This window comes from Herbaspirillum sp. DW155 (assembly GCF_037076565.1).
GTDB lineage: Bacteria > Pseudomonadota > Gammaproteobacteria > Burkholderiales > Burkholderiaceae_D > Herbaspirillum.
Genome location: NZ_AP029028.1, coordinates 4,683,962 through 4,710,803 on the forward strand (window position 1 = coordinate 4,683,962; position 26,842 = coordinate 4,710,803).

Sequence of the window (26,842 nt, forward strand, 5' to 3'; positions counted from 1 at the left end):
GATTTCAAATCAAAACCAAGAATTCTTTATGCGACGTTTATGGCTGTTGTTTGCCCAGACCGTAACAGTGGGTCTGGCAGTGTGGTTCATTGTAGCGACCTTGAAGCCGGACTGGCTGTCCGGATCCTTCACTTCGCGCGCACGCCCTGCCCAGTCCACGATCCAGATGCAGGAAGCCACGCCCGCCGCGCCCGCCCTGGATTCTTACCGCCATGCCGCGCGCCAGGCCATGCCCTCGGTGGTCAATATCTTCACCACGACCGAAGCGCGCCCACAGAAGAGCCCCTTCCAGAACGATCCCTTCTTCCGCAAGTTCTTCGGCGACCAGTTCGACGAGCAGCAGCAGGATGACAAGCAATCCAGCCTCGGTTCTGGCGTGATCGTCAGCCCGCAGGGCTACATCCTGACCAACAACCACGTGGTGGAAGCGGCCGACAAGATCGAAGTGGCCCTGGCCGATGGCCGCAAGGCCAGCGCCAAGGTGGTCGGCATCGATCCCGAGACCGACCTGGCCGTCATCAAGATCGACCTGCCCAACCTGCCGGCCATCACCTTGGGCCACCCGGAAAACAGTTCGGTGGGCGATGTCGTGCTGGCCATCGGCAACCCCTTCGGCGTGGGCCAGACGGTGACCATGGGCATCGTCTCGGCGCTGGGTCGCAATCACCTCGGCATCAACACTTTCGAGAACTTCATCCAGACTGACGCCGCCATCAACCCCGGCAACTCGGGTGGTGCGCTGGTCGATACCAATGGCAACCTGCTGGGCATCAACACGGCGATCTATTCGCGTACCGGCGGCAACCTCGGCATCGGCTTTGCGATCCCGATGTCCACCGCCAAGACCGTGATGGAAGCCATCATCAGCCACGGCCAGGTGGTGCGCGGCTGGATCGGTGTGGAACCGCAGGACATCACGCCGGAACTGGCCGAAAGCTTCGGCCTGGGCAAGAAGACCGGGGCCATCATTGCGGGCGTGCTCAAGGGTGGTCCGGCTGATCGCGCGGGCATGCGTCCGGGCGACATCCTGGTCAGCATCGACGACAAGCCCGTGGCCGATACCACCGAGATGCTCAACGTCATCGCTCAACTCACGCCCGGCCAGCAGACCGCCATGACGGTGCTGCGCAAGGCACAGGAAACCAAGCTGAACATCACCGTGGGCAAGCGTCCGCCGCCGCCCAAGAACGATGATGCCGACGAAGAATGAGCCAGGAGAAAACCATCCATGCACGTGCGTGACCTGATCCAGTTCCTGGGCGAACTTTCCGAAAACAACAACCGCGCCTGGTTCGTCATGAACAAGCCGCGCTATGACATCCTGCGCGAGGAATTCCTGGCGCTGACCATCAAGCTCATTGCCGAGATCAGCAAGTTCGATCCGGCCATCGCCGGCTGCAATCCGAAGAAGGCGCTCTTCCGCATCAACCGCGACATGCGCTTCTCGCACGACAAACGCCCCTACAAGACTCATTTCTCGGCCGCCATCACCGCCAGCGGCCTGAAGAAGCCCAGCCAGGGCGGTGGTCCTGCGTACTACTTCCACATCAATGAAGCCGGCCAGCTGCTCATCGCCGGTGGCGAATACCTGCCGCCGACGCCACGCCTGCGTGCCATCCGCAACCGGGTGGTGGAGGATGCAGCGGGCTTCACCAAGATGCGCAAGAACAAGAAGCTTGTGGCGACTTATGGCGATTTGCAGGAGGAAGGCAAGCTGCAACGCCCGCCCAAGGGCTTCGATCCCGACACGCCAAATATCGAATACGTGAAGCTGAAGAGCTTCATCGTCTGGACCGAAGAAGATATCCGCAAGAAGATTCCTGCCGACCTCGGCAAGCGCGTACTGGAAGGATTCAAGGATGCCTATCCGCTGGTGCAATGGCTGCGCGAGATTCCGCTGGTGACCAGCGAGGAATGACCGGGCCGCCTGTTGCCTGTTCCAAAAGGACAAAGCCCGCTCATCATCGAGCGGGCTTTGTTTTTGCGGGAAAGCTGGTTTATTCGGACGACACCGAACTGCTGGGTTCGGCATCCGGCGCCCGCGTGGCACGATCAAAGATCGGCGCCACCAGCAGGCCCACTTCGTAGAGCAGCACCAGCGGCACGGCCAGCATCAGTTGGCTCATCACGTCCGGCGGGGTGACCACGGCCGCGACGATGAAGGCGGCGACGATCACGTAGGGACGGATCTGCTTCAGTTTGGCCAGCGGCACCAGGCCCATGCGCACCAGCACGATCACGATCACCGGCACCTCGAAGGTCACGCCGAAGGCCACGAACATGGTCAGTACGAAATCGACGTAGCTGTCGATGTCAGGCGCCACCGAGACCGACTTGGGCGCGAAATTGTTGATGAACGGGAAGACCACGCCAAAGACGAAGAAGTAGCAGAACGCCACTCCCGTCACGAACAGCAGCGAGGACGAGATCACCAGCGGCGCGATCAGGCGCTTCTCGTGCGCATACAGGCCCGGCGCGACGAAGGCCCAGAGCTGGTACAGCACCCAGGGCAGCGAGATCAGCACCGCCACCAGCATGGTGACCTTGATAGGGATCAGGAAAGGCGTGATCACACCTGTGGCGATCATCTTGCTGCCCGCGGGCAGCGCGTGAATCATCGGCGCGGCCAGCACGTCGAAGATGTGGGCCGCAAAGGGCATCAGGCACAGGAACACCACCAGCACCACCGCCGCCGCCTTGACGATACGGCTGCGCAATTCGATCAGGTGCGAGATGAAGGTGTCTTCGGCCTGGGTGTTTTCTTCAGCCATGGGGTCGGAATTCTGATGAAGTGAGACGCGCTGCGCCAGATTAGAAGAAACCGGCGGACTTGCCGGTGCCGACCGGACGGCGGTACTTGGCCACGCGGGCCGAGGCCGAGATCACACGGGTCTTGTGGCCGCTCTGGTGCTTGTACCAGGCCGGCACCCCGGTGGTGCGCGAGAGCTTCTTGCGGCGGAAGGCCTTGGCCTTGATCGCCAGCAGGGAGGGATCGGGCGTGCGGGTCCAGCTGCCGCCCGCACTGGCGCTGTCGGAACTGGAAGAATCGTCGCCGCCGTTCCAGGCGTCATTGATCGATGCTTCCGTCTCGGACATGCTCTTGTGAATGCTGTTGCTGACGTCGCTGGCGGCATCCTGCACGTCCTTCTGCATCTTGCGCAGCTCGTCGAGTTCCATCTCGCGGCTGACTTCGGACTTGACGTCGTTGATGTAGCGCTGGGCGCGGCCGAACAGGGTGCCGGCCATGCGCGCCACCTTGGGCAGGCGCTCGGGGCCGATCACGACCAGCGCGACCACGCCGATCAAGGCCAGCTTGGTAAGGCCGATATCAATCATGAGTCTGTGTGGACATTAAGAGGACAACGAGGACGCGGCATGCGCTTGAAGACGGGAATGCCCGCAAACAAACACCAGGCGGGCCATGCAACCCGCCAGGCAGGACTGGCGGGCGACCTGATCAGCTGCCGGACTTGTCCTTTTCCTTGGCCTGCACGTCGATGGCCACATCCTTCTTCTCTTCCTCGGCGCCCTTGACGCCATCCTTGAAGCCCTTGACTGCCTTGCCCAGGTCGGAACCCATGTTGCCGAGCTTCTTGGTACCGAAGACCAGCATCACGATCACCAGAACAATCAGCCAATGCCAAATACTGAACGAACCCATTCTTTTCTCCTAAGCGGACATCCCTGCCCTGTGTACAAGTGAACCTGCCAGCCCCCGGGCCGGCGAATCCTTATTGTTGCACGAACCGTACCCGCCAGGGATGCGGGCCGCCAATCACGTGCATGTGCAGATGGTACACCTCCTGGCCGCCATCCGGTCCGGTGTTGACCAGGGTCTTGAAACCGCCGGTGGGCTTGCCTTCGGCGTCCAGTCCATAGCCGCAGCCCTGCTCGGCCGCCAGGCGCGGTGCCAGGGTCAGCATCTTGCCCAGCAAGGCGGCGTGCTGCTCACCGCAATCGGCCAGCGTTGCCACATGCTGGCGCGGCACGATCAGGAAATGCACCGGCGCGGCCGGGTTGATGTCGTGGAAGGCGATCAGGTCCTCATCCTCGTAGATCTTCTTCGAGGGAATCTGGCCTGCAGCGATCTTACAGAAAATGCAATTATCCAAAGCCGTACTCCTGGGAAACAAGGGGGAATGGAAAGACAGGCAGAAGGTCAGTCCTTGCGGGCCGCCTTTTCTTCCAGGCCGGAGAGGCCTTCGCGGCGCGCCAGTTCATTGAGCACGTCCTGCGGGCTCAGGTCGAACTGCGCCAGCAGGACCATGGAATGGAACCACAGGTCGGCGCACTCGTAGAGCACCTTGGACTTGTCACCCGAGACGCGGGCATCCTTGGCGGCCATCACGGTTTCGGTGGCTTCCTCGCCGATCTTCTTCAGGATGGCGTCGTCACCCTTGGAAAACAGCTTGGCGACGTAGGATTTCTCGGGATTGCCGCCATTGGCCAGCTTGCGCGACTCGATGACCTCGGCCAGGCGCTTCAGGGTTTCACTCATGATGGGGTCTTGTCACTGTCGACGGGCTTGGGGATGCTCTTGCGCACGCGCTTGGGCCTGGCGGCCGGTTCGGCCTGCGCGGCGGCCACGGGGCCACCACCGGCACCGGGCTGCAGATCCTTCAGGACCGGCTCGACGGTCACCCATTCGCCGCTGTCGGCGCTGCCCTCGAACTTCTGGAAGAAACAGGAATGGCGGCCGGTGTGGCAGGCGATGCCGGCGACCTGCTCGACCTTGAGCAGTACCACGTCTTCGTCACAGTCCAGGCGGATTTCATGCACCTTCTGGAAATGACCAGATTCTTCACCTTTGTGCCACAGCTTCTTGCGCGAACGGCTCCAATAGACCGCCTGGCCGATCTCCACGGTGCGCGCCAGCGCCTCGCGGTTCATCCAGGCGAACATCAGCACGTCATTGCTGCCGACTTCCTGGGCGATCACCGGCACCAGGCCGACCTCATCCCATTTGACCTTGTTGAGCCATTTGGCGCTGATGCTCATGCCAGCCTCATGGAAATGTTCTGATCGGCCATGAAGCGCTTGGCTTCCTGCACGGTGTGCTGGCCATAGTGGAAGATGCTGGCGGCCAGCACCGCATCGGCCTTGCCCTTGGTGATGCCGTCGGCCAGGTCCTGCAGGCCGCCCACGCCACCCGATGCAATCACGGGAATGCTGACCGCTTCCGAGACCGCACGGGTCAGGTCGAGGTCGAAACCGCTCTTGGTGCCGTCACGGTCCATGCTGGTCAGCAGGATTTCGCCCGCGCCCAGCTGCGCCATCTTGCGCGCCCATTCGACGGCATCCAGGCCGGTGGCATTACGGCCACCGTGGGTGTAGACCTCCCACTTGCCGTCACCGGCGCGCTTGGCGTCGATGGCCACCACGATACATTGGGAGCCGTACTTGTTGGCCGCATCGGCCACCAGCTGCGGATTGGTCACGGCCGAGGTATTGATGCCCACCTTGTCGGCGCCGGCATTGAGCAGGCGGCGCACATCTTCCACCGCGCGCACGCCGCCACCCACCGTCAGCGGGATGAAGACCTGCGAGGCCACGGCTTCGATGATGTCCAGGATCAGGTCGCGGCCGTCGGAGGAGGCAGTGATGTCGAGGAAGGTCAGCTCATCGGCGCCCTGCTCGTCGTAGCGACGCGCGATCTCGACCGGATCGCCGGCATCGCGCAGCTCCAGGAAGTTGACACCCTTGACCACGCGACCTGCGGTCACGTCCAGGCAAGGGATGATGCGTTTTGCAAGGGCCATGTTATTTGCTGCCGGACAGGCGGTTGGCTTCCAGTTCGCGCGTCAGTTCATCCGCACGATCCTGGCCGCTGCGCAGGTCCAGCGTACCTTCGTAGATGGAACGGCCGCAGATGACGGCTTCGATGCCTTCATCCTCGACCCGGCACAGCGCCTCGACGTCGCCCACGTTGTGGACGCCGCCCGAAGCGATGATGGGAATGGTCACCGCCTGCGCCAGGCGCACGGTAGCCTCGATGTTGACGCCGCCCATCATGCCGTCGCGGCCGATGTCGGTGTAGACGATGGCTTCGCAGCCATAACCTTCGAACTTCTGCGCCAGGTCCACCACTTCGTGGCCGGACAGCTTGCTCCAGCCATCGGTGGCGACCTTGCCGTCCTTGGCATCCAGGCCGACGATGATCTGGCCGGGGAAGGCGCTGCAGGCATCATGCAGGAAGCCGGGGTTCTTCACCGCAGCGGTGCCGATGATGATGTAGGAGAGGCCATCGTCCAGGTAGCGCTCGATGGTATCGAGGTCGCGGATACCGCCACCCAGTTGCACCGGGATTTCCTCGACCTCGTTTTCCTCGGCGAAGCTGGCGACGACTTTCAGGATGGACTTCACCGCCGCCTCGTTCTTGGGCTTGCCGGCGAAGGCGCCGTTCAAGTCCACCAGGTGCAGGCGGCGCGCCCCCTGCTTGAGCCAGTGCAGGGCCATTTCCGCCGGATCTTCGGAGAAAACGGTGGCTTGTTCCATATCACCTTGTTTGAGGCGTACGCAATGACCGTCTTTCAGGTCGATGGCGGGTATGAGCAGCATGGCTAGGGGATGACTAGTCAGTAAAAAAGAAGGGTTGGCGACGCTCTGCGGCGAAGTTCTTGCCGGAAAGGCAAAAAATTAAGGTTTCCAGTGTACGAAATTCCGATACAGCTGCAAACCCGCCGAGGCACTTTTTTCCGGGTGGAACTGGGTTGCAAAGATATTATCGCGTGCCACGGCACAAGCGAAATCACGGCCATACGGCGTCTGGCCGACGACGTGCGACGCATCGGCCGGGACGGCGTAATAGCTGTGGACAAAATAGAAGAAGGCATTATCGGCGATACCTTCCCACAGCGGGTGAGTGCTGGTCTGGTGTACATGGTTCCAGCCCATCTGGGGCACCTTGAACAGCGATCCATCGTCCTGGCGCACGCCTTCGAGTTCGAAGCGCACCACCTTGCCGGGCAGCAGGCCCAGGCCGGGGGTGTCGCCTTCTTCACTCCAGTCGAACAACATCTGTTCACCCACGCACACGCCGAACAGCGGCTTGGTGCGGGAGGCTTCAAGCACGGCATCCTGCACGCCGGATTCGCGCAGGCTGCGCATGCAATCCGGCATGGCACCCTGGCCGGGCAGGACCACGCGGTCGGCGGCGCGGATATCAGCGACCTCGCCGGAGATGCGCACGTCGGCTTCAGGCGCGACATGGCGCAGCGCCTGCGCCACCGAGCGCAGGTTGCCCATGCCGTAATCGACTACAACAATTTTATTCATGGCGACATTGAACGGTGCTCACGCACCGGGAAACCCAGATGATGTTTAGCGATACCCTGCGATTTACAGGCTGCCCTTGGTGGACGGAATCGTACCAGCAGCGCGCAGATCGAGTTCGACGGCCATGCGCAGCGCGCGGCCGAAGGCCTTGAACACGGTTTCGGCCTGGTGGTGGGCATTCACGCCACGCAGGTTGTCCACGTGCAGGGTGACCTGCGCATGGTTGACGAAACCGTGGAAGAACTCGCTGGTCAGGTCCACATCGAAGGAGCCGATCATCGAGCGGGTAAAGGGAATGTGGTATTCCAGGCCGGGACGGCCGGAGAAATCGATCACCACGCGCGAGAGGGCTTCATCCAGCGGCACGTAGGCATGGCCGTAGCGGCGGATGCCCTTCTTGTCGCCGATGGCCTTGGCAAAGGCCATGCCCAGAGTGATGCCCACGTCTTCCACCGTATGGTGCGCGTCGATGTGCAAATCGCCCTTGGCGTGAATGTCCAGGTCGATCAGGCCATGGCGGGCGATCTGGTCCAGCATGTGATCCAGGAAGGGCACGCCGGTATCCAGCTTCTGCTGGCCGGTGCCATCCAGGTTGATCGCAACGCGGATCTGCGTCTCGTTGGTGTTGCGGACGACTTCCGCGGTTCTCGGTGTAGACATGGTAGAGGTTAGACGGGTTCTATCGTTGGGTAATGCCTGGTGCCAGCTTGCCTGGGCGCGAGCGTACATCCCTCAATGCTCGCGCAGTGCCTCTTTCAGGGCCGTCAGGAAGATGGCGTTTTCTTCATCCGAACTGACGGTAATGCGCAAACAGTTTTGCAGCAATACGTGCATTCTACCGGCATTTTTGACAAGTACCCTGCGCGCCAGCAAGGCGGCGCAGACTTTATCGACATCCGGGACGCGAATCAAGATGAAATTGGCCGCCGAGGGGAACACCTCCACCCCCTCCAGCGCCGCCAGTTCAGTCGCCAGCAGCCCGCGCGCTTCACGCAGCTGCGCCGCCTGCGCCTCCAGCACCGGCAAGTGCTCCAGCACGAACAGCGCTGCCGCTTCGGTGAGGACATTGACGTTGTAGGGCGGGCGCACCTTGTCCAATTCGCGCAACAGGGCCGGGGCCGCGGAAACGTAGCCCAGGCGGATGCCGGCCAGGCCAAGCTTGGAGACGGTGCGCATGACCAGCAGATTGTTGTGCTGCGGCAATGTCGGCATCAGCGTCGAGGCGGCGAAGGGCTGATAAGCCTCATCCACCACCACCAGCCCGTAGGGAGCCGCGGCCTCGATGATGCGCAGCACGTCAGCCATCGGGTAGAGCGTGCCGGTCGGATTGTTGGGATAGCCCAGCCAGGTGATGACCGGCTTGTGCTCTTCGATGGCAGCCAGCATGGCCGGCAAGTCCAGCGTGAGGTCCGCGCGCAGCGGCACGCCCACATAGTTCAGTCCGGCCATCGCTGCCGAGATGCCGTACATGACGAAGCCCGGTTCCGGCGCCAGGACCGTGCGCCCCGGAATCGCGCAAGCCACCGAAAGCATGGTGATGAGCTCATCGGAGCCATTGCCCAGCAAGACGTCGTAACCGGACGGCACGCCGAGCTGCGCGCAGATGGCCGCCTTGAGCCGGGTATAGGACGGCACCGGATAACGGTTGAGCTCCAGCGCGGCCAATCGCTGCGCCAGTTCCTCGCGCAGCGCAAGCGGCAACACGTAGGGATTCTCCATCGCATCGAGCTTGACCAGCCCTTCGGCCGGGGGCACGTGATAGGACTGCCAGCCGCGCACCACGGGACGGATCACATTGGCAAGCAGTTGGTCCACGGTCTCAGGCTTGGAGGGATTCATCGTCTTGACTCACAGGGGCCGGCGCGTCGAGGGCATCGATGCGCCGGCGGATCAGTTCGCAATAATCGGGATTGAGTTCGAAACCGGTGAAGTGCCGCCCGCAGCGCCGCGCCGCGACGGCCGTGGTGCCGCTGCCCATGAAGGGATCGAGCACCACGCCGCCCGGCGGACAGGAAGCCTTGACCATGCGCTCCACCACTTCCAGCGGCTTTTGCGTGGGATGGTCGGCGCGCTCCTTGTGCTCGCGATGCAGGCGCGAGACGCTCCACACATCCTTCGGGTTGTAGCCCATCTCCAGCCACTTGGCGCCGACGAAGATGGAACGCGAACGCGCCTTCTTGGTCTGGGCATCGTAGGGGATGCGGATGGCATCGAGGTCGAAAAAGTAATCCCTGGCGCGCGCGAAGAAACCGATGGTGTCATGCACCGACGAATAACGCCGGGTGCTGCCGCCCATCGACGGCACACGACGATCCCAGATGATCTCGTTGATCATGGTCATGCGCTGCTTCAACATCACGAAGATCTCCGGCGAATTGCGCCAGGTCAGGAAGATGTAGAGACTGCCATTGGGCTTCAACTTGGGCAGCGCGGCATCGATCCATTGCTCGGTCCAGGACAGATAAGCGGCGGTATCGAGCTTGTCCGAATCGTTGCCGTAATCCTTGCCCAGCCCATACGGTGGATCGGCGATCAGCAGATCGACACTGCCATCGGGAATGCGCGCGAAACCAGCCTCGACGGCCAGCGCATCCTCGCAAAAAACGCGGTCCAGCCAGCCGGCGCCTGCAAGGGGGTCGGTGGCCGACGTCATCATGTCACTTCTTCAGGCGCAATTCGGCCGAGCGGGCGTGCGCCTGCAGGCCTTCGCCATACGCCAGTTCGGCGGCGATCTTGCCCAGCGTCTGCGCGCCCTCTTCCGAGACGCGGATGATGCTCGAACGCTTCTGGAAGTCATACACGCCCAGCGGCGAAGAGAAGCGTGCAGTGCGCGAGGTCGGCAGCACGTGGTTGGGTCCGGCGCAGTAGTCGCCCAGCGATTCGGAGGAGAAGCGGCCGAGGAACATGGCGCCGGCGTGACGGATGCGGTCCGCCCACTGCTGCGGTTCCTGCGCGGAAATTTCCAGGTGTTCGGCGGCGATCATGTTGGCGATCTCGCAGGCCTCTTCCATGTCGCGCACCTTGATCAGGGCACCGCGGTCGGTCAGGGAAGTGCGGATGACGTCCTTGCGCGGCATGTCTTGCAGCAGACGATTGATCGAGGCTTCCACCTTGGCGATGTAGTCCGCATCCGGGCACAGCAGGATGGATTGCGCCAGTTCATCGTGCTCGGCTTGCGAGAACAGGTCCATGGCGATCCAGTCGGGATCGGTCGCGCCATCGCAGATCACCAGGATTTCGGAGGGACCGGCGATCATGTCGATGCCCACCACGCCGAACACGCGGCGCTTGGCGGCGGCCACATAGGCATTGCCGGGGCCGACGATCTTGTCCACCTGCGGAATGGTCGCGGTGCCATAGGCCAGGGCACCCACGGCCTGCGCACCGCCGATGGTGAAGACGCGATCCACGCCGGCGATGGCGGCTGCCGCCAGCACCAGTTCATTCTTCACGCCATCGGGCGTGGGCACGACCATGATCACTTCCTGCACGCCGGCCACCTTGGCCGGAATCGCATTCATCAGCACCGATGACGGATAAGCCGCCTTGCCGCCCGGCACGTAGATGCCCACGCGATCCAGGGGCGTGACCTTCTGGCCCAGTTCGGTGCCATCGGCTTCACGATAGAGGAAACCATCGGAGCCGCATTCCTTCTTCTGGCGCTCATGATAGGCGCGCACGCGATCAGCGGCGGTCTGCAGCGCATGGCGGCGTGCCTCGGGCAGCCCGGCCAGCGCGGCTTGCAGGGCGTCCTGACCGATCTCGAGGCCGGCCACGGAAGCGGCATGCACGCGGTCGAAGCGCTGGGTGTATTCCAGCACCGCGGCGTCACCGCGCGCCTTCACGTCAGCCAGGATGGTGGCCGCGGCGCGGTCGATGGCTTCGTCCTCGCTGGCTTCGAAGGCCAGCACGGCCGACAGCTTGTCACGGAAGCCGGCATCGGCGGAATCGAGTTTTCGGATGGCAATGCTCATGGTCTCACCTGCTCTGCGAAGATATCTGGGGTCGTGGGATTACTTGGCCTTGGACGCCTTCTCGAAGGCATCGAGAATGGGCTGCAGGCGCTCGCGCTTCAACTTCAGCGCGGCCTGGTTCACCACCAGGCGCGAGGAGATGTCGATGATGTGCTCGACTTCCACCAGCTTGTTGGCACGCAAGGTACCACCGGTGCTGACCAGATCGACGATGGCATCCGACAGGCCCACCAGCGGGCCCAGTTCCATCGAGCCATACAGCTTGATCAGGTCCACGTGCACACCCTTGGACGCAAAATGCTCGCGTGCGGTATTGACGTACTTGGTCACCACACGCAGGCGCGCCCCCTGGCGCACCGCATTGGCGTAGTCGAAGCCTTCCTGCACCGCCACCGACAGGCGGCACTTGGCAATGTTCAGGTCGATGGGCTGGTACAGGCCTTCGCCGCCGTGTTCCATCAACACGTCCTTGCCGGCCACGCCGAAATCGGCCGCGCCGTATTGCACGTAGGTCGGCACATCCGAGGCGCGCACGATGATCACGCGCACGTCGGGGTCATTGGTCGGCAGGATCAGCTTGCGCGAGGACTCCGGATCCTCGGTCACGGTGATGCCGGCGGCCTTGAGCAGCGGCAGGGTCTCTTCGAAAATACGGCCCTTGGAGAGCGCCAGCGTCAGTTGTTGGGTCATGATGGTGTGCTTTTTCTGGAATCCGTCTAACTTACTTGATGCGTTCAATATCGGCGCCGATGGCCGACAACTTGGCTTCCATGCGGTCATAGCCACGGTCGAGGTGGTAGATGCGCTCCACCACCGTTTCGCCCTCGGCCGCAAGGCCGGCGATGACCAGCGAAGCCGAAGCGCGCAGGTCGGTCGCCATCACGGGCGCACCGAGGAATTTTTCCACGCCGGTGACGATGGCAGTATTGCCTTCCACATCGATGGCCGCGCCCAGGCGATTCAACTCCTGCACGTGCATGAAGCGGTTTTCGAAAATCGTCTCGGTGACGTGGCTGGTGCCTTCGGCCAGGCAATTCAGGGCCATGAACTGCGCCTGCATGTCGGTCGGGAAGCCCGGATATTCGGTGGTGCGGAAGCTCACCGCCTTCGGACGACGCGCCATCTGGATACGGATCCAGTCCTCGCCCGAAGTGAGGATGGCTCCGGCTTCGCGCAGCTTGTCGAGCGCGGCATCCAGCAGTCCGGCACGGGTACGGTGCAGGGTGACGTCGCCAACGGTGGCGGCCACGGCGCACAGGAAGGTGCCGGTCTCGATGCGGTCGGCGATGACTTCATGCTCGGCGCCGTGCAGCTTGTCCACACCCTGGATCACCAGGCGATCAGTGCCGATACCCTCGATCTTCGCGCCCATCTTCACCAGCAGGTTGGCCAGGTCGCCCACTTCGGGTTCGCGTGCGGCGTTTTCCAGCACGGTCTCGCCCTCGGCCAGCACGGCGGCCATCAGCAGGTTCTCGGTCCCGGTGACGGTGATCATGTCGGTGACGATACGCGCACCCTTCAGGCGTTTGGCCTTGGCATAGATGTATCCGGCTTCGATATGAATTTCCGCGCCCATCGCCTGCAGTCCCTTGATGTGCTGGTCCACCGGACGTGAACCAATGGCACAGCCACCGGGCAGCGACACCTTGGCCTGGCCGAAACGCGCCAGCAGCGGGCCCAGCACCAGGATCGAGGCACGCATGGTCTTGACCAGCTCATAGGGCGCTTCGGGGCGGGTGATGTCGTTGCCGTTCAAGACCAGTTGCTCGCCGTTCTCGCGCACGCGCAAGCCCATCTGGGTCATCAGCTTGGTGATGGTGGCCACGTCCTGCAGGTGCGGTACATTGGAAAGCACCAGGTCGCCATCGGTGAGCAGGCCCGCGCACAGGATAGGCAGCGCGGCATTCTTCGCACCGGAAATGGTGAGGTCACCGGAGAGGCGTTTGCCGCCACGGATCAAAAGCTTGTCCATCGTGTTGCCTTATTTCTGGAATTCTTCGGGAGTCAGGGTCTTCATCGACAGCGCGTGGATTTCTTCGCGCATGCGGTCGCCCAGTGCGGCATAGACCAGCTGGTGCCGCTGGATCAGGCGCTTGCCGGCGAACGCCTCGGCGACGATGACGGCGGTGAAGTGCTGGCCGTCGCCCTCCACTTCGAGGTGCTGGCACTCCAGGCCGGCGGCGATGTAGCTTTTGACGAGTTCAGGTGTGGGTAGCATGTTGAGGCTCTTCACGGGAATGGGGGGAGATTGCAGGTCGCAGCGTGTTCAATGCGAACCGGCGCGCAGCTTGTAGCCGCTCTTGAGCATGCGCACGGCCAGGGTAGACAGCGCCACGAAGAACACGGCGACGATACCGAGGCTGGTCATGGGAGGGATGTCGGACTGGCCGAAGAAGCCGTAGCGAAAGCCATCGATCATATAAAAAAACGGGTTGAAATGCGATACCGCCTGCCAGAACGGGGGCAGCGAGTGTATCGAATAGAACACGCCGGCCAGGAAAGTCAGCGGCACGATCAGGAAATTCTGGAACGCGGCCAGCTGGTCGAACTTCTCGGCCCAGATACCGGCGATCAGCCCCATCGTGCCCAGGATGCCTGCGCCCAGCAGGGCAAACACCAGGATCCACAGCGGCGCCACGAAGTCCAGGTGGCCGAACCACGCGGTCACCACGAACACGCCCGCGCCCACCATCAGGCCGCGCACCACGGCCGCCAGCACGTAGCCGCCGAACAGTTCCCAGTGCGACAAGGGCGTCAACAGCACGAACACCAGGTTGCCGGTGATCTTGGACTGGATCAGCGAAGACGAACTGTTGGCAAATGCATTCTGCAGCACGCTCATCATCACCAGGCCCGGCACCAGGAAGCCGGTGTAGTTCACGCCCGGATAGACCTGCACGCGATCCTGCAGCACATGGCCGAAGATCAGCAGGTACAGCAGGGCCGTGACGATGGGGGCGGTGATGGTCTGGGTGGCGACCTTCCAGAAGCGCAGGATTTCCTTGTAGAACAGGGTACGGAAGCCAATCATTTTTCATCTCCCATGATCTGGATGAAGACGTCTTCCAGGTCGGCCTGCTGCAACTGCAGATCGTCGATCTCCGCGCCCGAGGCGCGCAGCGTGGCCAGGATGGGCTCGACTTCCTTGTAGTCCGTCACGCGCAGCGTGAATTTATTGCCCGACAACAGTTCTTCCGGATAGATGACCAGCGCCTTCAAGCCATCGGGCAGGCTGCCGCGCTTCAGGCGCAGCCGCATCTGCGAACCGGAGATGCGGCGGATCAGGCCCTCGGTCGAGTCCAACGCGACCACCTTGCCGAACTTCAGCATCGCGATACGGTTGCACAGCGCCTGGGCTTCTTCCAGGTAGTGCGTGGTCAGCACGATGGTGTGGCCTTCGCGGTTCAGGCGTCCGATGAACTGCCACAGGGTCTGGCGCAGTTCCACGTCCACCCCGGCGGTCGGTTCATCGAGCACGATCACGGGCGGCTTGTGCACCAGCGCCTGGGCCACCAGCACGCGCCGCTTCATGCCGCCGGAGAGCGCACGCATGTTGGTATCGGCCTTGTTGGTGAGGTCGAGGTTTTCCATCACCTCGTCGATCCACTTGTCGTTGTTGGTCAGGCCGAAATAGCCGGACTGCATGCGCAAGGTCTCGCGCACGGTGAAGAAGGGATCGAAGACCAGTTCCTGCGGCACCACACCCAGGTTCATGCGGGCGCCACGATAGTCGCTCACCACGTCATGCCCATGGATGGTGACCGAGCCCGAATCGGCCCGGTTCAGCCCGGCGATGATGGAAATCAACGTGGTCTTGCCAGCGCCATTGGGGCCGAGCAGACCGAAAAATTCACCTTCTTCGATCGCCAGCGACACCCCGCCCAGCGCCTGCAGGGACTGATAGCGCTTCTTGATGTCTGTGATTTGGAGAGCGGCCATTGCCTCGCCCGTTCAATACGTTACTTGCCAGAAATAAATAAGGAGGCAGGAGTTCCACCGGGGAATCCGCTGTCCGCCTCGCCCTGGCTACGTCAGGCGCTCCGCTGGGGAGGCGTGCAAGCGCAGCCATGTTGTCGTTGCGCCATGAAAATAGCGCGGTGTTTCGGTATTGCAGACCGGTGGGATACGGCATGGGCGAAAAGGAAAAACACCGCCAACGCTGCCAGCGCGCCTGCAAAACCTTCGATTATAGGGGAATTCGATATTCCGGGCCGCCCGGGCAGGGGCTTCCCGGCGCCCGGGAGACCGGACCAGAGGGGAGAAAGCGATCAGTGATGTCGATCGGTAGCGGAGGTCGGCGCGGCTGCGCCTTGCAGCAAGGCGGTCACGCCATAGAGATCGGCCAGGCTTTGCAGGTTGGCCGGCAAGGTACCGAAGTCCAGCACCGCGCCACGACCGGCAGCAGCGCGCCGCCAGGCCAGGAGCGTGGCCACGGCCGAGGAATCGACCACCGCCACCTCGCTCACGTCGATGCTGGCCTGGCCGGCGGCGATGGCCGAGAGGCCCTCGCGCAGGACCGTGCTGGCATTGGTGAAAGTCAACGAGGCGCCGGGCTTGAACATGATGCGCTCTTTCGGATCAGTGGTCGGTATGGATGACGATGAAGGGCGACGGCAATTACTTCTTGCCGTTGCCGCGCGCGGCCAGTTGCTGGTTCTTGTCGGCCAGGGCCTTGATCAGGCCGTCGATGCCGCCCTTGCTGATCTCGTTGGCGAAGGTGCCACGATAGGCTTCCACCAGCCATGCGCCCAATACGTTGACGTCATAGAGCTTCCAGCCGTCGGGCTTCTTTTCCAGGCGATAGCTCAGCTGGATCGGCTCGCCGCCACGTGCGGAGATCACCTGCGAGTTCACTTCCACTTCGGTATCGGTCGGGGCGGCACGCAGCGGCTTGAATTCGATCTTCTGGTCACGCACCTGCGACAGCGCGCCGGAGTAGGTGAACACCAGCAGGCTGCGGAACTGGGTGATCAGCTGCTTCTGCTGGTCCGGGGTGGCCTGGCGCCAGTAGCGGCCGGCGGCCAGCTGGGTCATGCGTTCGAAGTCGACATAGGGCAGGATCTTCTGCTCCACCAGTTCCATGATGCGGTTGTTGTTGCCGGACTGGATGTCCTTGTCGTTCTTGGCGGTATCGAGCACTTCGGAGCTGATGCGCTTGACCAGCGCATCAGGGGCTTCCTGGGCCGAGGCGGCACCCGAGAAGGCGAGCGCCGGAACGGCGAAGGCGGCGACGGCAAAAAGTTTGGTAAGCATCTTCATAATTCAGTTTCCATTCGAGTCAGCAGAAGGGGGGCTGGGCTGCCAGGGCGCCGTCACTGGGACGGGCGCGCAGCAAAAGCAGGGAAAACGGCAGCCGGCATGTCCTTCGAAGCCCGCCCGGGAGCGGGGTTCCCGCGCCGTCACAGTTGGGCACGGATGTTACAGATCGGGCAGCGCGAGCTGCAGACTATGCGTAGAGTGGGCAGATTGGGCAGTTCAACCGTATTTCAAGGCCATGGCCCCCGGCGGGCGGCGTGGCCTGTGCCGCCTTCCATCGCATCCAGCCATCAGGGCTTGATGGCTTCTTCCTTCCGTTCACGGCCACCGGCAGCGCCATTGATCTGGCTCTGGCGGCGTTGCAGGTAGGCGTCGCGCACGAAGTCATACTTGTCCAGCGCGGCGTCTTCCAGCAGGGTCGAGGCGTCCAGCAACTGGGCGCGGCGGTCGACGATGCGTACCACCGTACCGACGTTGCGCCAGCGGGTCGGGCGCTTGTAGGTCCACAGGTCACCGTACAGGTCCACCGGCATGCCGGCGGTGTCGCGCACCGTGGAAGGACCGAAGAACGGCAGCACCACGTAAGGACCGGAACCTACACCCCAACGGCCCAGGGTCTGGCCGAAGTCGGATTTCTCGCGCGGCAGGCGGGCTTCGGTCGCCACATCCAGCACGCCACCCAGACCGAAGGTGGTGTTGATGGCCACGCGCATGAAGGTGGAGACACCCTGCTCGATCCGACCCTGCAACAGCTGGTTGATGGAGGACCAGACATCGCCGAGGTTGCCGAAGAAGTTGCCCACACCATGCTGGACCGGGGTCGGCACCACGGTGTCATAGGCTTGCGCGGCCGGCTTCAGGGCCACGCGGTCCAACGTGTCGTTGAAGCTGAACATGCTGCGGTTGAAGCCTTCCAGCGGATCGTTCGGATTGCTGTTGGTGCTGGCGCAGCCGGTCAGGGCGGCGGCCGCCAGGGCGAAGGCGCCGAGGCGTCCTGCGTAGGCGGTATTGATGGTTTTTTTATTCATTTGATTCATTTGGAATCATCCTTTCCCTCTGCCGCTTTGCTGTACAGGAATTGGCCGATCAGGTTTTCCAGCACGATGGCGGATTGCGTCATCTTAATCGTATCGCCCGAGGCCAGGTTAGCAGTATCGCCGCCCGGCTCGATGCCGATGTATTGTTCACCCAACAGACCCGACGTCAGGATCTTGGCCGAGCTGTCCTTGGGGAATTTGTAGCTGTCGTCCATGTTCAGCGTGACCACGGCACGGAAGGTCTGATCATCGAAGCGGATCGAATCCACCCGGCCCACCACCACGCCGGCGCTCTTGACGGCCGCACGCGACTTCAGGCCGCCGATGTTGTCAAAATTTGCCTTCAGGGCATAGGTCTTCTGGCCGAACGACATCGAGCTCATGTTACCGACCTTGAGCGCCAGGAAAGCCAGTGCAGCCACACCGGCCAGCACGAAGATTCCGACCCAGGCATCCAGAGATTTACGTTGCATATTGAACCCTTTTTCAACCCTTTTATTCACATCGTTGCGCCCATGCCGGGCGCTTGTCCAAGCATTGCGGCCGGTCAGCTGAACATCAGTGCAGTCAGCAGGAAATCCAGGCCCAGCACGGTGAGCGAGGCGATCACCACGGTCCGGGTGGTGGCGCGGGCCACGCCTTCGGGCGTCGGCTGCGCTTCATAGCCCTGGAACAGCGCCACGAAGGTCACCGCCACGCCGAAGACGATGCTCTTGAGCACGCCATTGGCGACGTCACTCCACAGATCGACCCCGCCCTGCATCTGCGACCAGAACGCCCCTTCATCCACGCCGATCAGCAGCACGCCGACCACATAGCCGCCCAGCACACCGACGGCGCTAAAAATGGCTGCCAGCACCGGCATGGCCACCACGCCGGCCCAGAAGCGCGGCGCCACCACGCGTTGCAGCGGGTTCACGGCCATCATTTCCATGGCCGACAGTTGCTCGCCGGCTTTCATCAGACCGATTTCGGCGGTCAGCGAGGTTCCGGCGCGCCCGGCAAAGAGCAGTGCCGTCACCACCGGCCCCAGTTCGCGCACCAGCGACAAGGCCACCAGCAGGCCCAATGCCTGTTCCGAACCGTACTTGTTCAGCGTGTAATACCCTTGCAGACCCAGCACGAAGCCAACGAACAGGCCCGACACCGTGATGATCACCAGCGAATAGTTGCCGATGAAGTGGATCTGGTCAGTGATCAGGCGCGGCCGGCGCAGCAGGCCCAGCGAGGCCCCCAGCGTATTGACGAACATGCGCGCGGCAAAGCCCACCCCGACCACGAACTCGCGCATGCTGCGGCCCAGGCCGCTGACGAAGTTGACGATCATGCGCCACCTCCCAGGCCCAGGTCCTCGGCCAGCGACTTGCCGGGATAATGGAAAGGCACCGGGCCGTCAGCCTGGGCATGGACGAATTGCTTCACATAGGGATCAGTGGATTCACGCATCTCTTGCGGCGTCCCTTGCGCCACGATCTTGCCGGCCGACAGGAAATACACATAGTCGGCAATGGCGAAGGATTCGTTCACATCGTGCGACACCAGGATCGAGGTCGAACCCAGGGCATCATTGAGCCGGCGAATCAGATTGGCCGTCACGCCCATGGAAATCGGATCGAGCCCGGCGAAGGGTTCGTCATACATGATCAGCGCCGGGTCCAGCGCGATGGCCCGTGCCAGCGCCACGCGGCGCGCCATGCCACCGGAGATCTCGGCCGGCTTCAACGCGGCGGCATTACGCAGCCCCACGGCGTTGAGCTTCATGAGCACCAGGTCGCGGATGAGCGTTTCATCCAGATCGGTATGCTCGCGCAGCGGAAAGGCCACGTTGTCGAACACCGTCATGTCGGTAAACAGCGCGCCGTTCTGGAACAGCATGCCCATCTTGCGGCGCAGCAGATACAGTTGCCTGGTCGCCAGCGACGGCACGTTCTCGCCATCCACTTCCACCTTGCCCTGCTGCGGCTGCAACTGCCCGCCGATCAGGCGCAGGATGGTGGTCTTGCCGGATCCGGAACCGCCCATCACCGCCACCACCTTGCCGCGCGGGAAGTCCATATGCAGACCGGTCAGTATGGGCCGGTCGCCATAGCGGAAATGCAGATCGCGGATTTCGACGATATTAGTCAAAGGGATTCTTTGAGTTCTTGGGAAAACCGACATTGTAGAGCAAATTTTACAAATCGCTTTCAAGAAGGCAATACAGCCTGTAAATCAGAGACAGCGAAAAGTGACGTTCTTAACAAGTTACATGCATGTTCGCCACAAATAGCAACTATTTCTTGCACACAACTTGCTGACGAATGAGTCAGTTAAATATTGCATAGGTAAATAATTTCTCATTGCGTGGTGCGCCTGCAACGAAATGGTGCATCACCGACAAGTCAAAGATGCGATTTATCGCTCGCATGTTACCAGCGATGACGCGATACCACAGCGCGGGCCGACGAATCGATGCTGCATCGCAAAGCTGTGGGTTGGCGCCTGCGCCTTGATACAATGTCGGTTTTGCTTTCGGAAGAATCTGTCATGAGCCTCAAATGCGGCATCGTGGGTCTGCCCAACGTCGGTAAGTCCACTCTTTTCAACGCGCTGACCAAGGCGGGCATCGCCGCCGAGAACTATCCGTTCTGCACCATCGAGCCCAATGTCGGCATCGTGGAAGTGCCCGATCCGCGTCTGAAGGCGCTGGCCGAGATCGTCAAGCCCGAGCGCATCCTGCCGGCCACGGTCGAATTCGTGGATATCGCCGGCCTGGTGGCGGGTGCCTCCAAGGGTGAAGGTTTGGGCAACCAGTTCCTGTCGCACATCCGCGAGACTGACGCCATCGTCAACGTGGTGCGCTGCTTCGAAGATCCGAACGTGATCCACGTGGCCGGCCGCGTGAGCCCGCTGGACGACATCGCCGTGATCCAGACCGAACTGGCGCTGGCCGACATGGGCACCGTCGAGAAAGCCATCCACCGCGAACAGAAGAAGGCACGCTCCGGCGACAAGGATGCTGCCAAGCTGGTGGCCCTGCTGGAGCGCATCATGCCGGCGCTGGACGAAGCCAAGCCGGTGCGCGCGCTGGGGCTGGATGCCGAAGAGATGCTGCTGATCAAGCCGCTGTGCCTGATCACGGCCAAGCCGGCGATGTATGTGGCCAACGTCTCCGACAGCGGTTTCACCGACAACCCGCTGCTGGACCAGCTGACCGCCTACGCCCAGGAACAGAACGCCCCCATCGTGGCCATCTGCGCGGCCATCGAAGCCGAGATCGCCGACCTGGACGACGCCGACAAGGCCGACTTCCTGGCCGACATGGGCATGGAAGAACCGGGCCTGGACCGCCTGATCCGCGCGGCCTTCAAGCTCTTGGGCCTGCAGACCTACTTCACCGCGGGCGTGAAGGAAGTGCGCGCCTGGACGATTCCGGTGGGCGCCACCGGCCCGCAGGCGGCTGGCGTGATCCACACCGACTTCGAGCGCGGCTTCATTCGTGCGCAGACGATTGCCTTTGAGGACTTCATCGCCTTCAAGGGTGAGGCGGGGGCCAAGGAAGCGGGCAAGATGCGCGCCGAAGGCAAGGAGTATGTGGTCAAGGATGGGGATGTGATGAATTTCTTGTTCAATGTCTGAAACTGATCATACGGAATGTGGCTGGCGGTAATTCCGCGACCGTGGCCGGAATTTTCCACCTTGCTTCGATATTTATTAGGTGATTTAGCACGGGCAATTCTTAAGCGGTTCTCCAATATCCGACCTTCGTTCTCCCGTCAATGCACGGGAGCACTCAACGGCGGCTATGCAAGAACATCGGTCGCAGACTATCTTGAGATGCCAGCTTTTCGGATTACACCATCTCCACTGAAGTCATGAAGGCTTACCAAGTCTGAGGAAAGAGAAAAGCATGACAAAGGCCCCTTTCATTGATCGCGTGGCTCTCCGAAACTATAAGAGCATCGGTTATTGTGATGTGCGCTTAAACCCGCTAACTTATCTCGTCGGACATAATGGCGCGGGTAAAAGCAATTTCATGGATGCGCTCCATTTCGTGCGCGATGCACTTTTCAACTCACTGGACAGTGCGCTCAATGAACGAGGCGGCATCAATGAGGTGCGACGCCGCAGTGGGGGGCATCCCACCCATTTCGCCATCCGAATCGAGTTTGTTTTGCCGAGCGGTCAGCCAGGGTACTATGGCTTCGTCATCGGCGCGTTGAAGAACGGAGCCTACGAAGTCCAGAAAGAAGAGTGTGTTGTCTCCGGCATTGGCAAAGGTCCTTTCTTTCGCATCCAAAAGGGTAAGTTGCGCGACAGCAGCGAACCCACTTTTCCATCAATCACAGCGGACAGGCTAGCGTTGGTGGCGGCCTCCGGCCTGACCGTTTTCCGTCCTGTATTCGATGCGCTGACAACGATGGGTTTCTACAACCTGAATCCAAAGCTGATGCGTGAATTACAGAAACCGCAGGATGGTCGCTTGTTGCGACCATCCGGAGAAAATATCGTTAGCGTAATTGGACATCTGGAAAAGGTGGCACCTGACCAGATCCTGCTAATTCAGGAATATCTTCACTCGGTAGCGCCCATGGTTCATGGTGTCGGGCGAGAGCCCATCGGCCCGATGGAGACACTGGAGTTTCGCCAAGAAATGGCCGGTTCCAAGCATCCTTGGCGCTTTCTTGCGCAAAACATGTCCGACGGCACACTACGCGCGCTCGGTGTACTCACGGCATTATTACAGAGCAACGTAGATTACTCTCCAACTTTAATCGGTATCGAGGAACCTGAAACGGCGCTACATCCTGCGGCGAGTAGTGCACTACGCGAGGCGTTAGTTCGCGCGTCAAAAAATACCCAAGTGTTAGTGACTAGCCATAGCCCAGATCTACTTGACGATCGAAACATCGACGCCGATGCGGTATTGGCAGTGGTATCTGAAGCAGGAGAAACAAAGGTCGCACCACTTGACGATGCCTCGCGACAAGTGATGCGCGAGCATCTATTCTCGGCTGGCGAGCTGTTGCGCATGAATCAACTGGCACCTGACCGAGCCAGCATCGAGCAGCAAGATAAAGCTAGCGCTGGAGACCTTTTCAGCGAAATTGACTCTTTATGATTTCTATCGCCAGCATTGTAGAGGGAGATGGTGAAGTAGCCGCTTTGCCGGTCCTGTTGAGACGCTTGAATGAATGGCGCCCCGGCACTGACTACGCTCACATACTCCCGCCGATTCGAGTACACCGAGACCGCTTCCTCAATCGCGATGACGAGTTCCGAAAACAGCTCTTACTGGCTGCGGCCAAGTGCGGAGATGGAGGATGGATTTTGGTAGTCCTGGATGCTGATGATGACTGCCCAGCCGATTTGGGGCGGCAAGTCTATCTGCGTGCGACAAAGCACGTTCCTCATCGACGTATATCGGTGGTGTTCGCCAATCGTGAATACGAAGCCTGGTTCATAGCATCGGCTCAATCACTCGATGGACAACGCGGCTTTCGTTGCCCGGATGAAAAACCTGTTGATGCGGAAACACCTCGGGACGCTAAAGGCTGGATACGTAGGAATATGGGAAGTGGAACATACAGTGTCGTGCTGGACCAACCAGCATTCACAGCTCACTTCGATCTACAAGAGGCTTTCGACAATAGTCGTTCTTTTCGCAAGCTGTGCAAAGAGTGGCAGGCCAACATCGTAGATCGTCATTCAGACTGAGCACGAAGCTCCGCGTAAATCCATTTATTTTTTACGCATTGGGATGATGCTCGTACATATGCCATATCGATTGATGCGTCGAAGTTCCGATCTCCTCTTGCTGCGCGAAGCCTCCCTCACCTCCTCCCACTACTCAACTGCGGCGTCAAAAACGACTGCCTGAAATACTCCCGCACCGCCTCCATCGCCGGCGTAAATTTCACTCCCTTGCGCCACGCCAGGCCCACGTTCATGGCCGGCACGTGATCCATCAGCAGCACGGTCTCGATACGCAACCCCTCCAGTGACCAGGGCCGATACACCAGGTCCGACAGGATCGCCACCCCCGAACCATTGGCCACCATGCTGCGCACCGCTTCGATGGAACTGGTGCGCATGATGATGTTGGGCTTGCGTCCGCTCTGGTTCCAGTAACGCAGCGCGGTCTTGTCGGCCTCGTCCACCGTCAGCAGGATGAAGGGCTCATGGACCACCTCGGAGAGATTGACCACCGAGCGCTCGCCCAGCGGATGGCGCGCCGGTAGCCACAGCCGGCGTACCGAACCGAACAGCGTCTCATAGGCGATCTCGCGATGGCGCAGGTTGGACGTCAGCACCACCGCCATGTCGATGTCGCCCTCCAACAGGCTCTGCTCAATCTCCGCACGCTCCTTCTCATGCACGTGCAGCTTGATCCCCGGATAAGACTGCGACAGCCGCTGCAAATGGTGCGGCAAAAAATATCCGAGCACCGTGTAACTGGCGGCCACGCGCAAACTGCCACTGGCGGTGTTGTCCGGCAGCGGACTCTTCATCGCATCGTCCACGCTGCGCAGAATCGAATACGCATGATTCAAGAAATGCCGCCCGCTGTCGGTGAGGATCATCCCCTGCGGAGAACGGATGAACAGCGGCGCCCCCAGCAAGGACTCCAGTTCCTGGATGGCACTGGTGACCGAGGACTGCGAAATGTGCAGGTGGATCGCCGCCTGCGAAATCTGTCCCACTTCCGCTGTGGCAACGAAATAGCGAATCTGGCGGAGGGTGATGGCCATGTTTGATGCCTTTCATAAGCTATCGGATTTTTCGATATCAAGCCCTCTGATAATACATCTGTCCAATACCGTGGCCGATTTCTATACTCATTTTCACGCGCTGATTCCGGCAGCGCAGGAGACCACAAGATGAGAAAAATCGATCTGAATTCGGATATGGGCGAAGGCTTCGGTCCCTGGACCATCGGCGATGGCGTCGATGCAGCCATCATGCCCCTGATCAGTTCAGCCAACATCGCCACAGGCTTCCATGCGGGCGATCCCAACACCATGCGGCGCACGGTGGAACAGGCGCGGCAACATGGCGTGGCTATCGGCGCGCATCCGGGCTTCCGCGATCTGGTCGGCTTCGGCCGCCGCCACCTCAACGCCCCGGCCACCGAACTGGTCAACGACATGCTCTACCAGCTCGGCGCCCTGCGCGAGTTCGCCCGCCTCAACGACATGGCCCTGCAACACATCAAACCGCATGGCGCGCTCTACATGCACCTGGCCCGTGATGAAGAGGCTGCACGCATCTTCGTGCAGACCCTGCGCCAGCTGGACCCGAACTTGCTTCTGTTCTGCATGCACGGCTCGGCCATCTGGCACGTGGCCCAGGAACTGGGACAGGCCGTGGTCTGCGAGTTCTATGCCGACCGCGATTACGACAACAGCGGCTCCATCGTCTTCACCCGCCGGGTCGGTGCGCTCGATCCGGCGCAGGTGGCGGCCAAGGTGCTGCGGGCCTGCCGCGAAGGCGTGGTGCGCACGGTCCAAGGGCGCGATATTCCCATCGCCTTCGAGTCCGTCTGCATCCACAGCGATACCCCCGGCGCCCTGGCACTAGTGCAGGCCACGCGCCAGAGCCTCGAGGCCGCCGAGATCGTCATCGCCGCACCGCGCTGATCCACACCATTCATCACACGAAGGAGAAAAGTCATGGCAGTCCAAGAAGTGCACTCCCCTTTGCCCGGCACTTTCTATCGCCGGTCCAGCCCGGAGGCTCCACCCTATGCACAGGAAGGCGACCTCATCGAAGCCGGCGCCGTGATCGGCCTGATCGAAGTGATGAAACAATTTACGGAATTGCAGGCCGAGCACGGCGGCACATTGGTGGCCTTCCACGTCGAGAACGGCGATCCGGTCGAACCCGGCCAGTTGGTGGCCGTGATCGAGACGGCAGGTTGAGGCAGCACCATGAGCAGCTCCATCACCAAACTCCTGATCGCCAATCGCGGCGAGATCGCCGTGCGCATCCTGCGCGCCGCGCAAGCCCTGGGCCTCCCCACCGTGGCCGCCTGCAGCGAGGCTGACACTGATTCGATGGCCGCGCGCATGGCCGATGAAGTCCAGATCATCGGACCGGCCCGCGCCGACCGCAGCTATCTCAACACCGAGGCACTGCTGCAGGCCGCACGCGCCAGCGGTGCCAATGCCATCCATCCCGGCTACGGCTTCCTCTCGGAGAATGCCGCCTTTGCGCAAGCGGTCACCGAGGCCGGGCTGATCTTCGTGGGGCCGGATGCCGATACCATCCGCCGCATGGGCGACAAGGCCGAAGCGCGCCGTACTGCGGCCTCGGCCGGCGTGCCGGTGGTGCCGGGATCGCCCGGTGAACTCGATGATCTTGCCGCTGCACTGGCCTGTGCCGAACAGGTCGGCTATCCCCTGCTGATCAAGGCCTCGGCGGGCGGCGGTGGTCGCGGCATCCGCATGGCGCGCGATGCTGCCGAACTGGCGCGGGAATTCCCCATCGCACAAAGCGAAGCGCAGGCCGCATTTGGATCAGGGGCGGTGTATCTGGAACGCTTCATCCGCCGCGCGCGCCACATCGAAGTGCAGATCCTGGGCGATGGTCAGCGCGCCGTACACCTGTTCGAACGCGAATGCTCGCTGCAACGGCGCCGCCAGAAGGTCTTAGAAGAAGCGCCCTCGCCCGCCCTCACACCCGCGCAGCGGCAAGCCCTCTGCGACAGCGCAGTGCGCCTGGCCGAACAGCTGCACTATCGTGGCGCCGGCACGCTGGAATATCTCTTCGATGACGAGAGCGGCGAGTTCTTCTTCATCGAGATGAATACGCGCATCCAGGTCGAGCATCCCGTCACCGAGATGATCACCGGCATCGATCTGGTGCAGGCCATGTTGCGCATTGCGGGCGGCGAGCCGCTCGGCTTGCGGCAATCCGACATCCGCATGCAAGGCGCCGCAGTGGAGATGCGCATCAACGCCGAAGACCCGGAGCGCAATTTCTTCCCCTGTCCAGGCACGGTGTCTGACCTGCACTGGCCGCAAGGCGAAGGCATCCGCGTGGAGAGCCACCTCTATACCGGCTATCGCATCCCGCCGTATTACGATTCGCTGCTGGCCAAGCTGGTGGTGCATGGCAAGGACAGGGCGCAGGCCATCGAACGCGCCCAGGCGGCCCTCGCCGCCACGCGGGTCGGCGGCATGGCCACCACACTGCCACTGCATCAGTGGCTGCTGGCCGATGCGCGCGTGCAGGCGGCGCGCTTCGATACCGGCGCACTGGAAACCTGGCTGGCCGAACGCGCAGCGGCCCGCACCGCGCAACTTGAGGAGGCCTGAG

Annotated in this window: 33 protein-coding genes; 8 read left to right on the plus strand and 25 right to left on the minus strand. The window is 61.7% G+C overall.

Translation table 11 applies throughout. From position 1 onward, the window contains the following. Window positions 1-28 precede the first annotated feature (28 nt). Complete coding sequence (locus AACH55_RS21285; protein ID WP_338716621.1) at window positions 29-1,210, plus strand: Do family serine endopeptidase; 1,182 nt, start codon at window positions 29-31, stop codon at window positions 1,208-1,210. Between the two features lie 18 nt (window positions 1,211-1,228). Next, on the plus strand, window positions 1,229-1,918 hold the full coding sequence (locus tag AACH55_RS21290) for a DUF2461 domain-containing protein (protein WP_338716622.1): 690 nt from the start codon (window positions 1,229-1,231) through the stop codon (window positions 1,916-1,918). A 79-nt stretch (window positions 1,919-1,997) separates the two neighbouring features. On the opposite strand, the gene tatC is transcribed toward AACH55_RS21290, so the two are convergent. The 24 genes from tatC to AACH55_RS21410 form a co-directional block, all read right to left on the minus strand. Continuing rightward, window positions 1,998-2,771 carry a twin-arginine translocase subunit TatC gene (tatC, locus tag AACH55_RS21295; protein ID WP_338716623.1) on the minus strand — a complete coding sequence of 258 codons (774 nt, stop codon included), beginning with the start codon at window positions 2,769-2,771 and terminating at the stop codon, window positions 1,998-2,000. 40 nt (window positions 2,772-2,811) lie between these two features. Further along, on the minus strand, window positions 2,812-3,336 hold the full coding sequence (gene tatB, locus AACH55_RS21300; protein ID WP_338716624.1) for a Sec-independent protein translocase protein TatB: 525 nt from the start codon (window positions 3,334-3,336) through the stop codon (window positions 2,812-2,814). A 121-nt stretch (window positions 3,337-3,457) separates the two neighbouring features. After that, window positions 3,458-3,661 carry a Sec-independent protein translocase subunit TatA gene (tatA, locus tag AACH55_RS21305; protein ID WP_338716625.1) on the minus strand — a complete coding sequence of 68 codons (204 nt, stop codon included), beginning with the start codon at window positions 3,659-3,661 and terminating at the stop codon, window positions 3,458-3,460. Between the two features lie 70 nt (window positions 3,662-3,731). After that, window positions 3,732-4,112 (minus strand): histidine triad nucleotide-binding protein, encoded by a 381-nt coding sequence (locus tag AACH55_RS21310; RefSeq protein WP_338716626.1) that lies wholly within the window; start codon window positions 4,110-4,112, stop codon window positions 3,732-3,734. Between the two features lie 47 nt (window positions 4,113-4,159). Next, entirely contained in the window at window positions 4,160-4,498 is a 339-nt protein-coding gene (locus tag AACH55_RS21315; RefSeq protein ID WP_069374928.1) for a phosphoribosyl-ATP diphosphatase, read from the minus strand. Then, window positions 4,495-4,998 carry a phosphoribosyl-AMP cyclohydrolase gene (hisI, locus tag AACH55_RS21320; RefSeq protein ID WP_338716628.1) on the minus strand — a complete coding sequence of 168 codons (504 nt, stop codon included), beginning with the start codon at window positions 4,996-4,998 and terminating at the stop codon, window positions 4,495-4,497. Before hisI ends, AACH55_RS21315 begins: the two co-directional genes overlap by 4 nt. Further along, on the minus strand, window positions 4,995-5,759 hold the full coding sequence (gene hisF, locus AACH55_RS21325; protein WP_017453776.1) for an imidazole glycerol phosphate synthase subunit HisF: 765 nt from the start codon (window positions 5,757-5,759) through the stop codon (window positions 4,995-4,997). The genes hisI and hisF overlap by 4 nt, the downstream gene beginning before the upstream one ends. A 1-nt stretch (window position 5,760) precedes the next feature. Beyond that, window positions 5,761-6,558, minus strand: coding sequence for a 1-(5-phosphoribosyl)-5-[(5-phosphoribosylamino)methylideneamino]imidazole-4-carboxamide isomerase (hisA, locus tag AACH55_RS21330; protein ID WP_338716629.1), 798 nt, complete (start codon window positions 6,556-6,558; stop codon window positions 5,761-5,763). A 78-nt stretch (window positions 6,559-6,636) separates the two neighbouring features. Then, window positions 6,637-7,275, minus strand: coding sequence for an imidazole glycerol phosphate synthase subunit HisH (hisH, locus tag AACH55_RS21335; protein WP_338716630.1), 639 nt, complete (start codon window positions 7,273-7,275; stop codon window positions 6,637-6,639). Window positions 7,276-7,338: 63 nt separating this feature from the next. Then, a complete protein-coding gene (hisB, locus tag AACH55_RS21340; RefSeq protein ID WP_338716632.1) occupies window positions 7,339-7,935 on the minus strand; it encodes an imidazoleglycerol-phosphate dehydratase HisB in 597 nt (198 codons plus the stop codon). Window positions 7,936-8,007: 72 nt separating this feature from the next. Continuing rightward, window positions 8,008-9,114, minus strand: a complete 1,107-nt coding sequence (gene hisC, locus AACH55_RS21345; protein ID WP_338716633.1) for a histidinol-phosphate transaminase — start codon at window positions 9,112-9,114, stop codon at window positions 8,008-8,010. Beyond that, window positions 9,095-9,931, minus strand: a complete 837-nt coding sequence (locus AACH55_RS21350; protein WP_338716634.1) for a site-specific DNA-methyltransferase — start codon at window positions 9,929-9,931, stop codon at window positions 9,095-9,097. The genes hisC and AACH55_RS21350 overlap by 20 nt, the downstream gene beginning before the upstream one ends. Window position 9,932: 1 nt before the next feature. After that, the gene (hisD, locus tag AACH55_RS21355) at window positions 9,933-11,249 is read right to left on the minus strand and encodes a histidinol dehydrogenase (RefSeq protein WP_338716635.1); all 1,317 of its coding nucleotides are present in this window, start codon (window positions 11,247-11,249) and stop codon (window positions 9,933-9,935) included. A gap of 39 nt (window positions 11,250-11,288) precedes the next feature. Beyond that, window positions 11,289-11,939, minus strand: a complete 651-nt coding sequence (gene hisG / locus AACH55_RS21360) for an ATP phosphoribosyltransferase (RefSeq protein ID WP_338716636.1) — start codon at window positions 11,937-11,939, stop codon at window positions 11,289-11,291. A gap of 31 nt (window positions 11,940-11,970) precedes the next feature. Beyond that, the gene (gene murA, locus AACH55_RS21365) at window positions 11,971-13,221 is read right to left on the minus strand and encodes a UDP-N-acetylglucosamine 1-carboxyvinyltransferase (protein WP_338716637.1); all 1,251 of its coding nucleotides are present in this window, start codon (window positions 13,219-13,221) and stop codon (window positions 11,971-11,973) included. A 9-nt stretch (window positions 13,222-13,230) separates the two neighbouring features. Further along, a complete protein-coding gene (locus AACH55_RS21370) occupies window positions 13,231-13,467 on the minus strand; it encodes a BolA family protein (protein WP_008332475.1) in 237 nt (78 codons plus the stop codon). Window positions 13,468-13,515: 48 nt separating this feature from the next. Continuing rightward, window positions 13,516-14,280, minus strand: coding sequence for an ABC transporter permease (locus tag AACH55_RS21375; RefSeq protein ID WP_008332476.1), 765 nt, complete (start codon window positions 14,278-14,280; stop codon window positions 13,516-13,518). Further along, window positions 14,277-15,188: an ABC transporter ATP-binding protein gene (locus tag AACH55_RS21380; RefSeq protein ID WP_338716638.1), complete on the minus strand. Its 912-nt coding sequence runs from the start codon at window positions 15,186-15,188 to the stop codon at window positions 14,277-14,279. The genes AACH55_RS21375 and AACH55_RS21380 overlap by 4 nt, the downstream gene beginning before the upstream one ends. 329 nt (window positions 15,189-15,517) lie before the next feature. Further along, window positions 15,518-15,811 (minus strand): STAS domain-containing protein, encoded by a 294-nt coding sequence (locus AACH55_RS21385; RefSeq protein WP_338716639.1) that lies wholly within the window; start codon window positions 15,809-15,811, stop codon window positions 15,518-15,520. 55 nt (window positions 15,812-15,866) lie between these two features. Beyond that, window positions 15,867-16,508 carry an ABC transporter substrate-binding protein gene (locus AACH55_RS21390; protein WP_338716640.1) on the minus strand — a complete coding sequence of 214 codons (642 nt, stop codon included), beginning with the start codon at window positions 16,506-16,508 and terminating at the stop codon, window positions 15,867-15,869. A 287-nt stretch (window positions 16,509-16,795) separates the two neighbouring features. Further along, the gene (locus AACH55_RS21395; RefSeq protein WP_338716641.1) at window positions 16,796-17,533 is read right to left on the minus strand and encodes a VacJ family lipoprotein; all 738 of its coding nucleotides are present in this window, start codon (window positions 17,531-17,533) and stop codon (window positions 16,796-16,798) included. A gap of 5 nt (window positions 17,534-17,538) precedes the next feature. Further along, a complete protein-coding gene (gene mlaD / locus AACH55_RS21400) occupies window positions 17,539-18,015 on the minus strand; it encodes an outer membrane lipid asymmetry maintenance protein MlaD (RefSeq protein ID WP_338716642.1) in 477 nt (158 codons plus the stop codon). A gap of 74 nt (window positions 18,016-18,089) precedes the next feature. Continuing rightward, a complete protein-coding gene (gene mlaE / locus AACH55_RS21405; protein WP_338716643.1) occupies window positions 18,090-18,869 on the minus strand; it encodes a lipid asymmetry maintenance ABC transporter permease subunit MlaE in 780 nt (259 codons plus the stop codon). Then, window positions 18,866-19,669 carry an ABC transporter ATP-binding protein gene (locus AACH55_RS21410; RefSeq protein ID WP_338716644.1) on the minus strand — a complete coding sequence of 268 codons (804 nt, stop codon included), beginning with the start codon at window positions 19,667-19,669 and terminating at the stop codon, window positions 18,866-18,868. The genes mlaE and AACH55_RS21410 overlap by 4 nt, the downstream gene beginning before the upstream one ends. Before the next feature lie 399 nt (window positions 19,670-20,068). On the opposite strand from AACH55_RS21410, the gene ychF reads away from it, so the two are divergent. From ychF to AACH55_RS21425, 3 genes are all read left to right on the plus strand, one after another. Then, window positions 20,069-21,160 carry a redox-regulated ATPase YchF gene (gene ychF / locus AACH55_RS21415; RefSeq protein ID WP_241821180.1) on the plus strand — a complete coding sequence of 364 codons (1,092 nt, stop codon included), beginning with the start codon at window positions 20,069-20,071 and terminating at the stop codon, window positions 21,158-21,160. A 271-nt stretch (window positions 21,161-21,431) separates the two neighbouring features. Beyond that, on the plus strand, window positions 21,432-22,643 hold the full coding sequence (locus AACH55_RS21420) for an AAA family ATPase (RefSeq protein ID WP_338716646.1): 1,212 nt from the start codon (window positions 21,432-21,434) through the stop codon (window positions 22,641-22,643). Continuing rightward, window positions 22,640-23,239 carry a DUF4276 family protein gene (locus AACH55_RS21425; protein ID WP_338716647.1) on the plus strand — a complete coding sequence of 200 codons (600 nt, stop codon included), beginning with the start codon at window positions 22,640-22,642 and terminating at the stop codon, window positions 23,237-23,239. Before AACH55_RS21420 ends, AACH55_RS21425 begins: the two co-directional genes overlap by 4 nt. A 116-nt stretch (window positions 23,240-23,355) precedes the next feature. On the opposite strand, the gene AACH55_RS21430 is transcribed toward AACH55_RS21425, so the two are convergent. Continuing rightward, window positions 23,356-24,273: a LysR family transcriptional regulator gene (locus AACH55_RS21430; RefSeq protein ID WP_338716648.1), complete on the minus strand. Its 918-nt coding sequence runs from the start codon at window positions 24,271-24,273 to the stop codon at window positions 23,356-23,358. 129 nt (window positions 24,274-24,402) lie between these two features. Between AACH55_RS21430 and AACH55_RS21435 the strand changes: the two genes are divergently transcribed. From AACH55_RS21435 to AACH55_RS21445, 3 genes are read left to right on the plus strand one after another with little or no spacing between them, the layout of a single operon-like run. Then, window positions 24,403-25,161, plus strand: a complete 759-nt coding sequence (locus tag AACH55_RS21435; protein WP_338716650.1) for a 5-oxoprolinase subunit PxpA — start codon at window positions 24,403-24,405, stop codon at window positions 25,159-25,161. Window positions 25,162-25,194: 33 nt separating this feature from the next. Continuing rightward, window positions 25,195-25,443 carry an acetyl-CoA carboxylase gene (locus AACH55_RS21440; RefSeq protein ID WP_338716652.1) on the plus strand — a complete coding sequence of 83 codons (249 nt, stop codon included), beginning with the start codon at window positions 25,195-25,197 and terminating at the stop codon, window positions 25,441-25,443. A 9-nt stretch (window positions 25,444-25,452) separates the two neighbouring features. Beyond that, window positions 25,453-26,841: an acetyl-CoA carboxylase biotin carboxylase subunit gene (locus AACH55_RS21445; RefSeq protein ID WP_338716653.1), complete on the plus strand. Its 1,389-nt coding sequence runs from the start codon at window positions 25,453-25,455 to the stop codon at window positions 26,839-26,841. Window position 26,842: the final 1 nt, after the last annotated feature.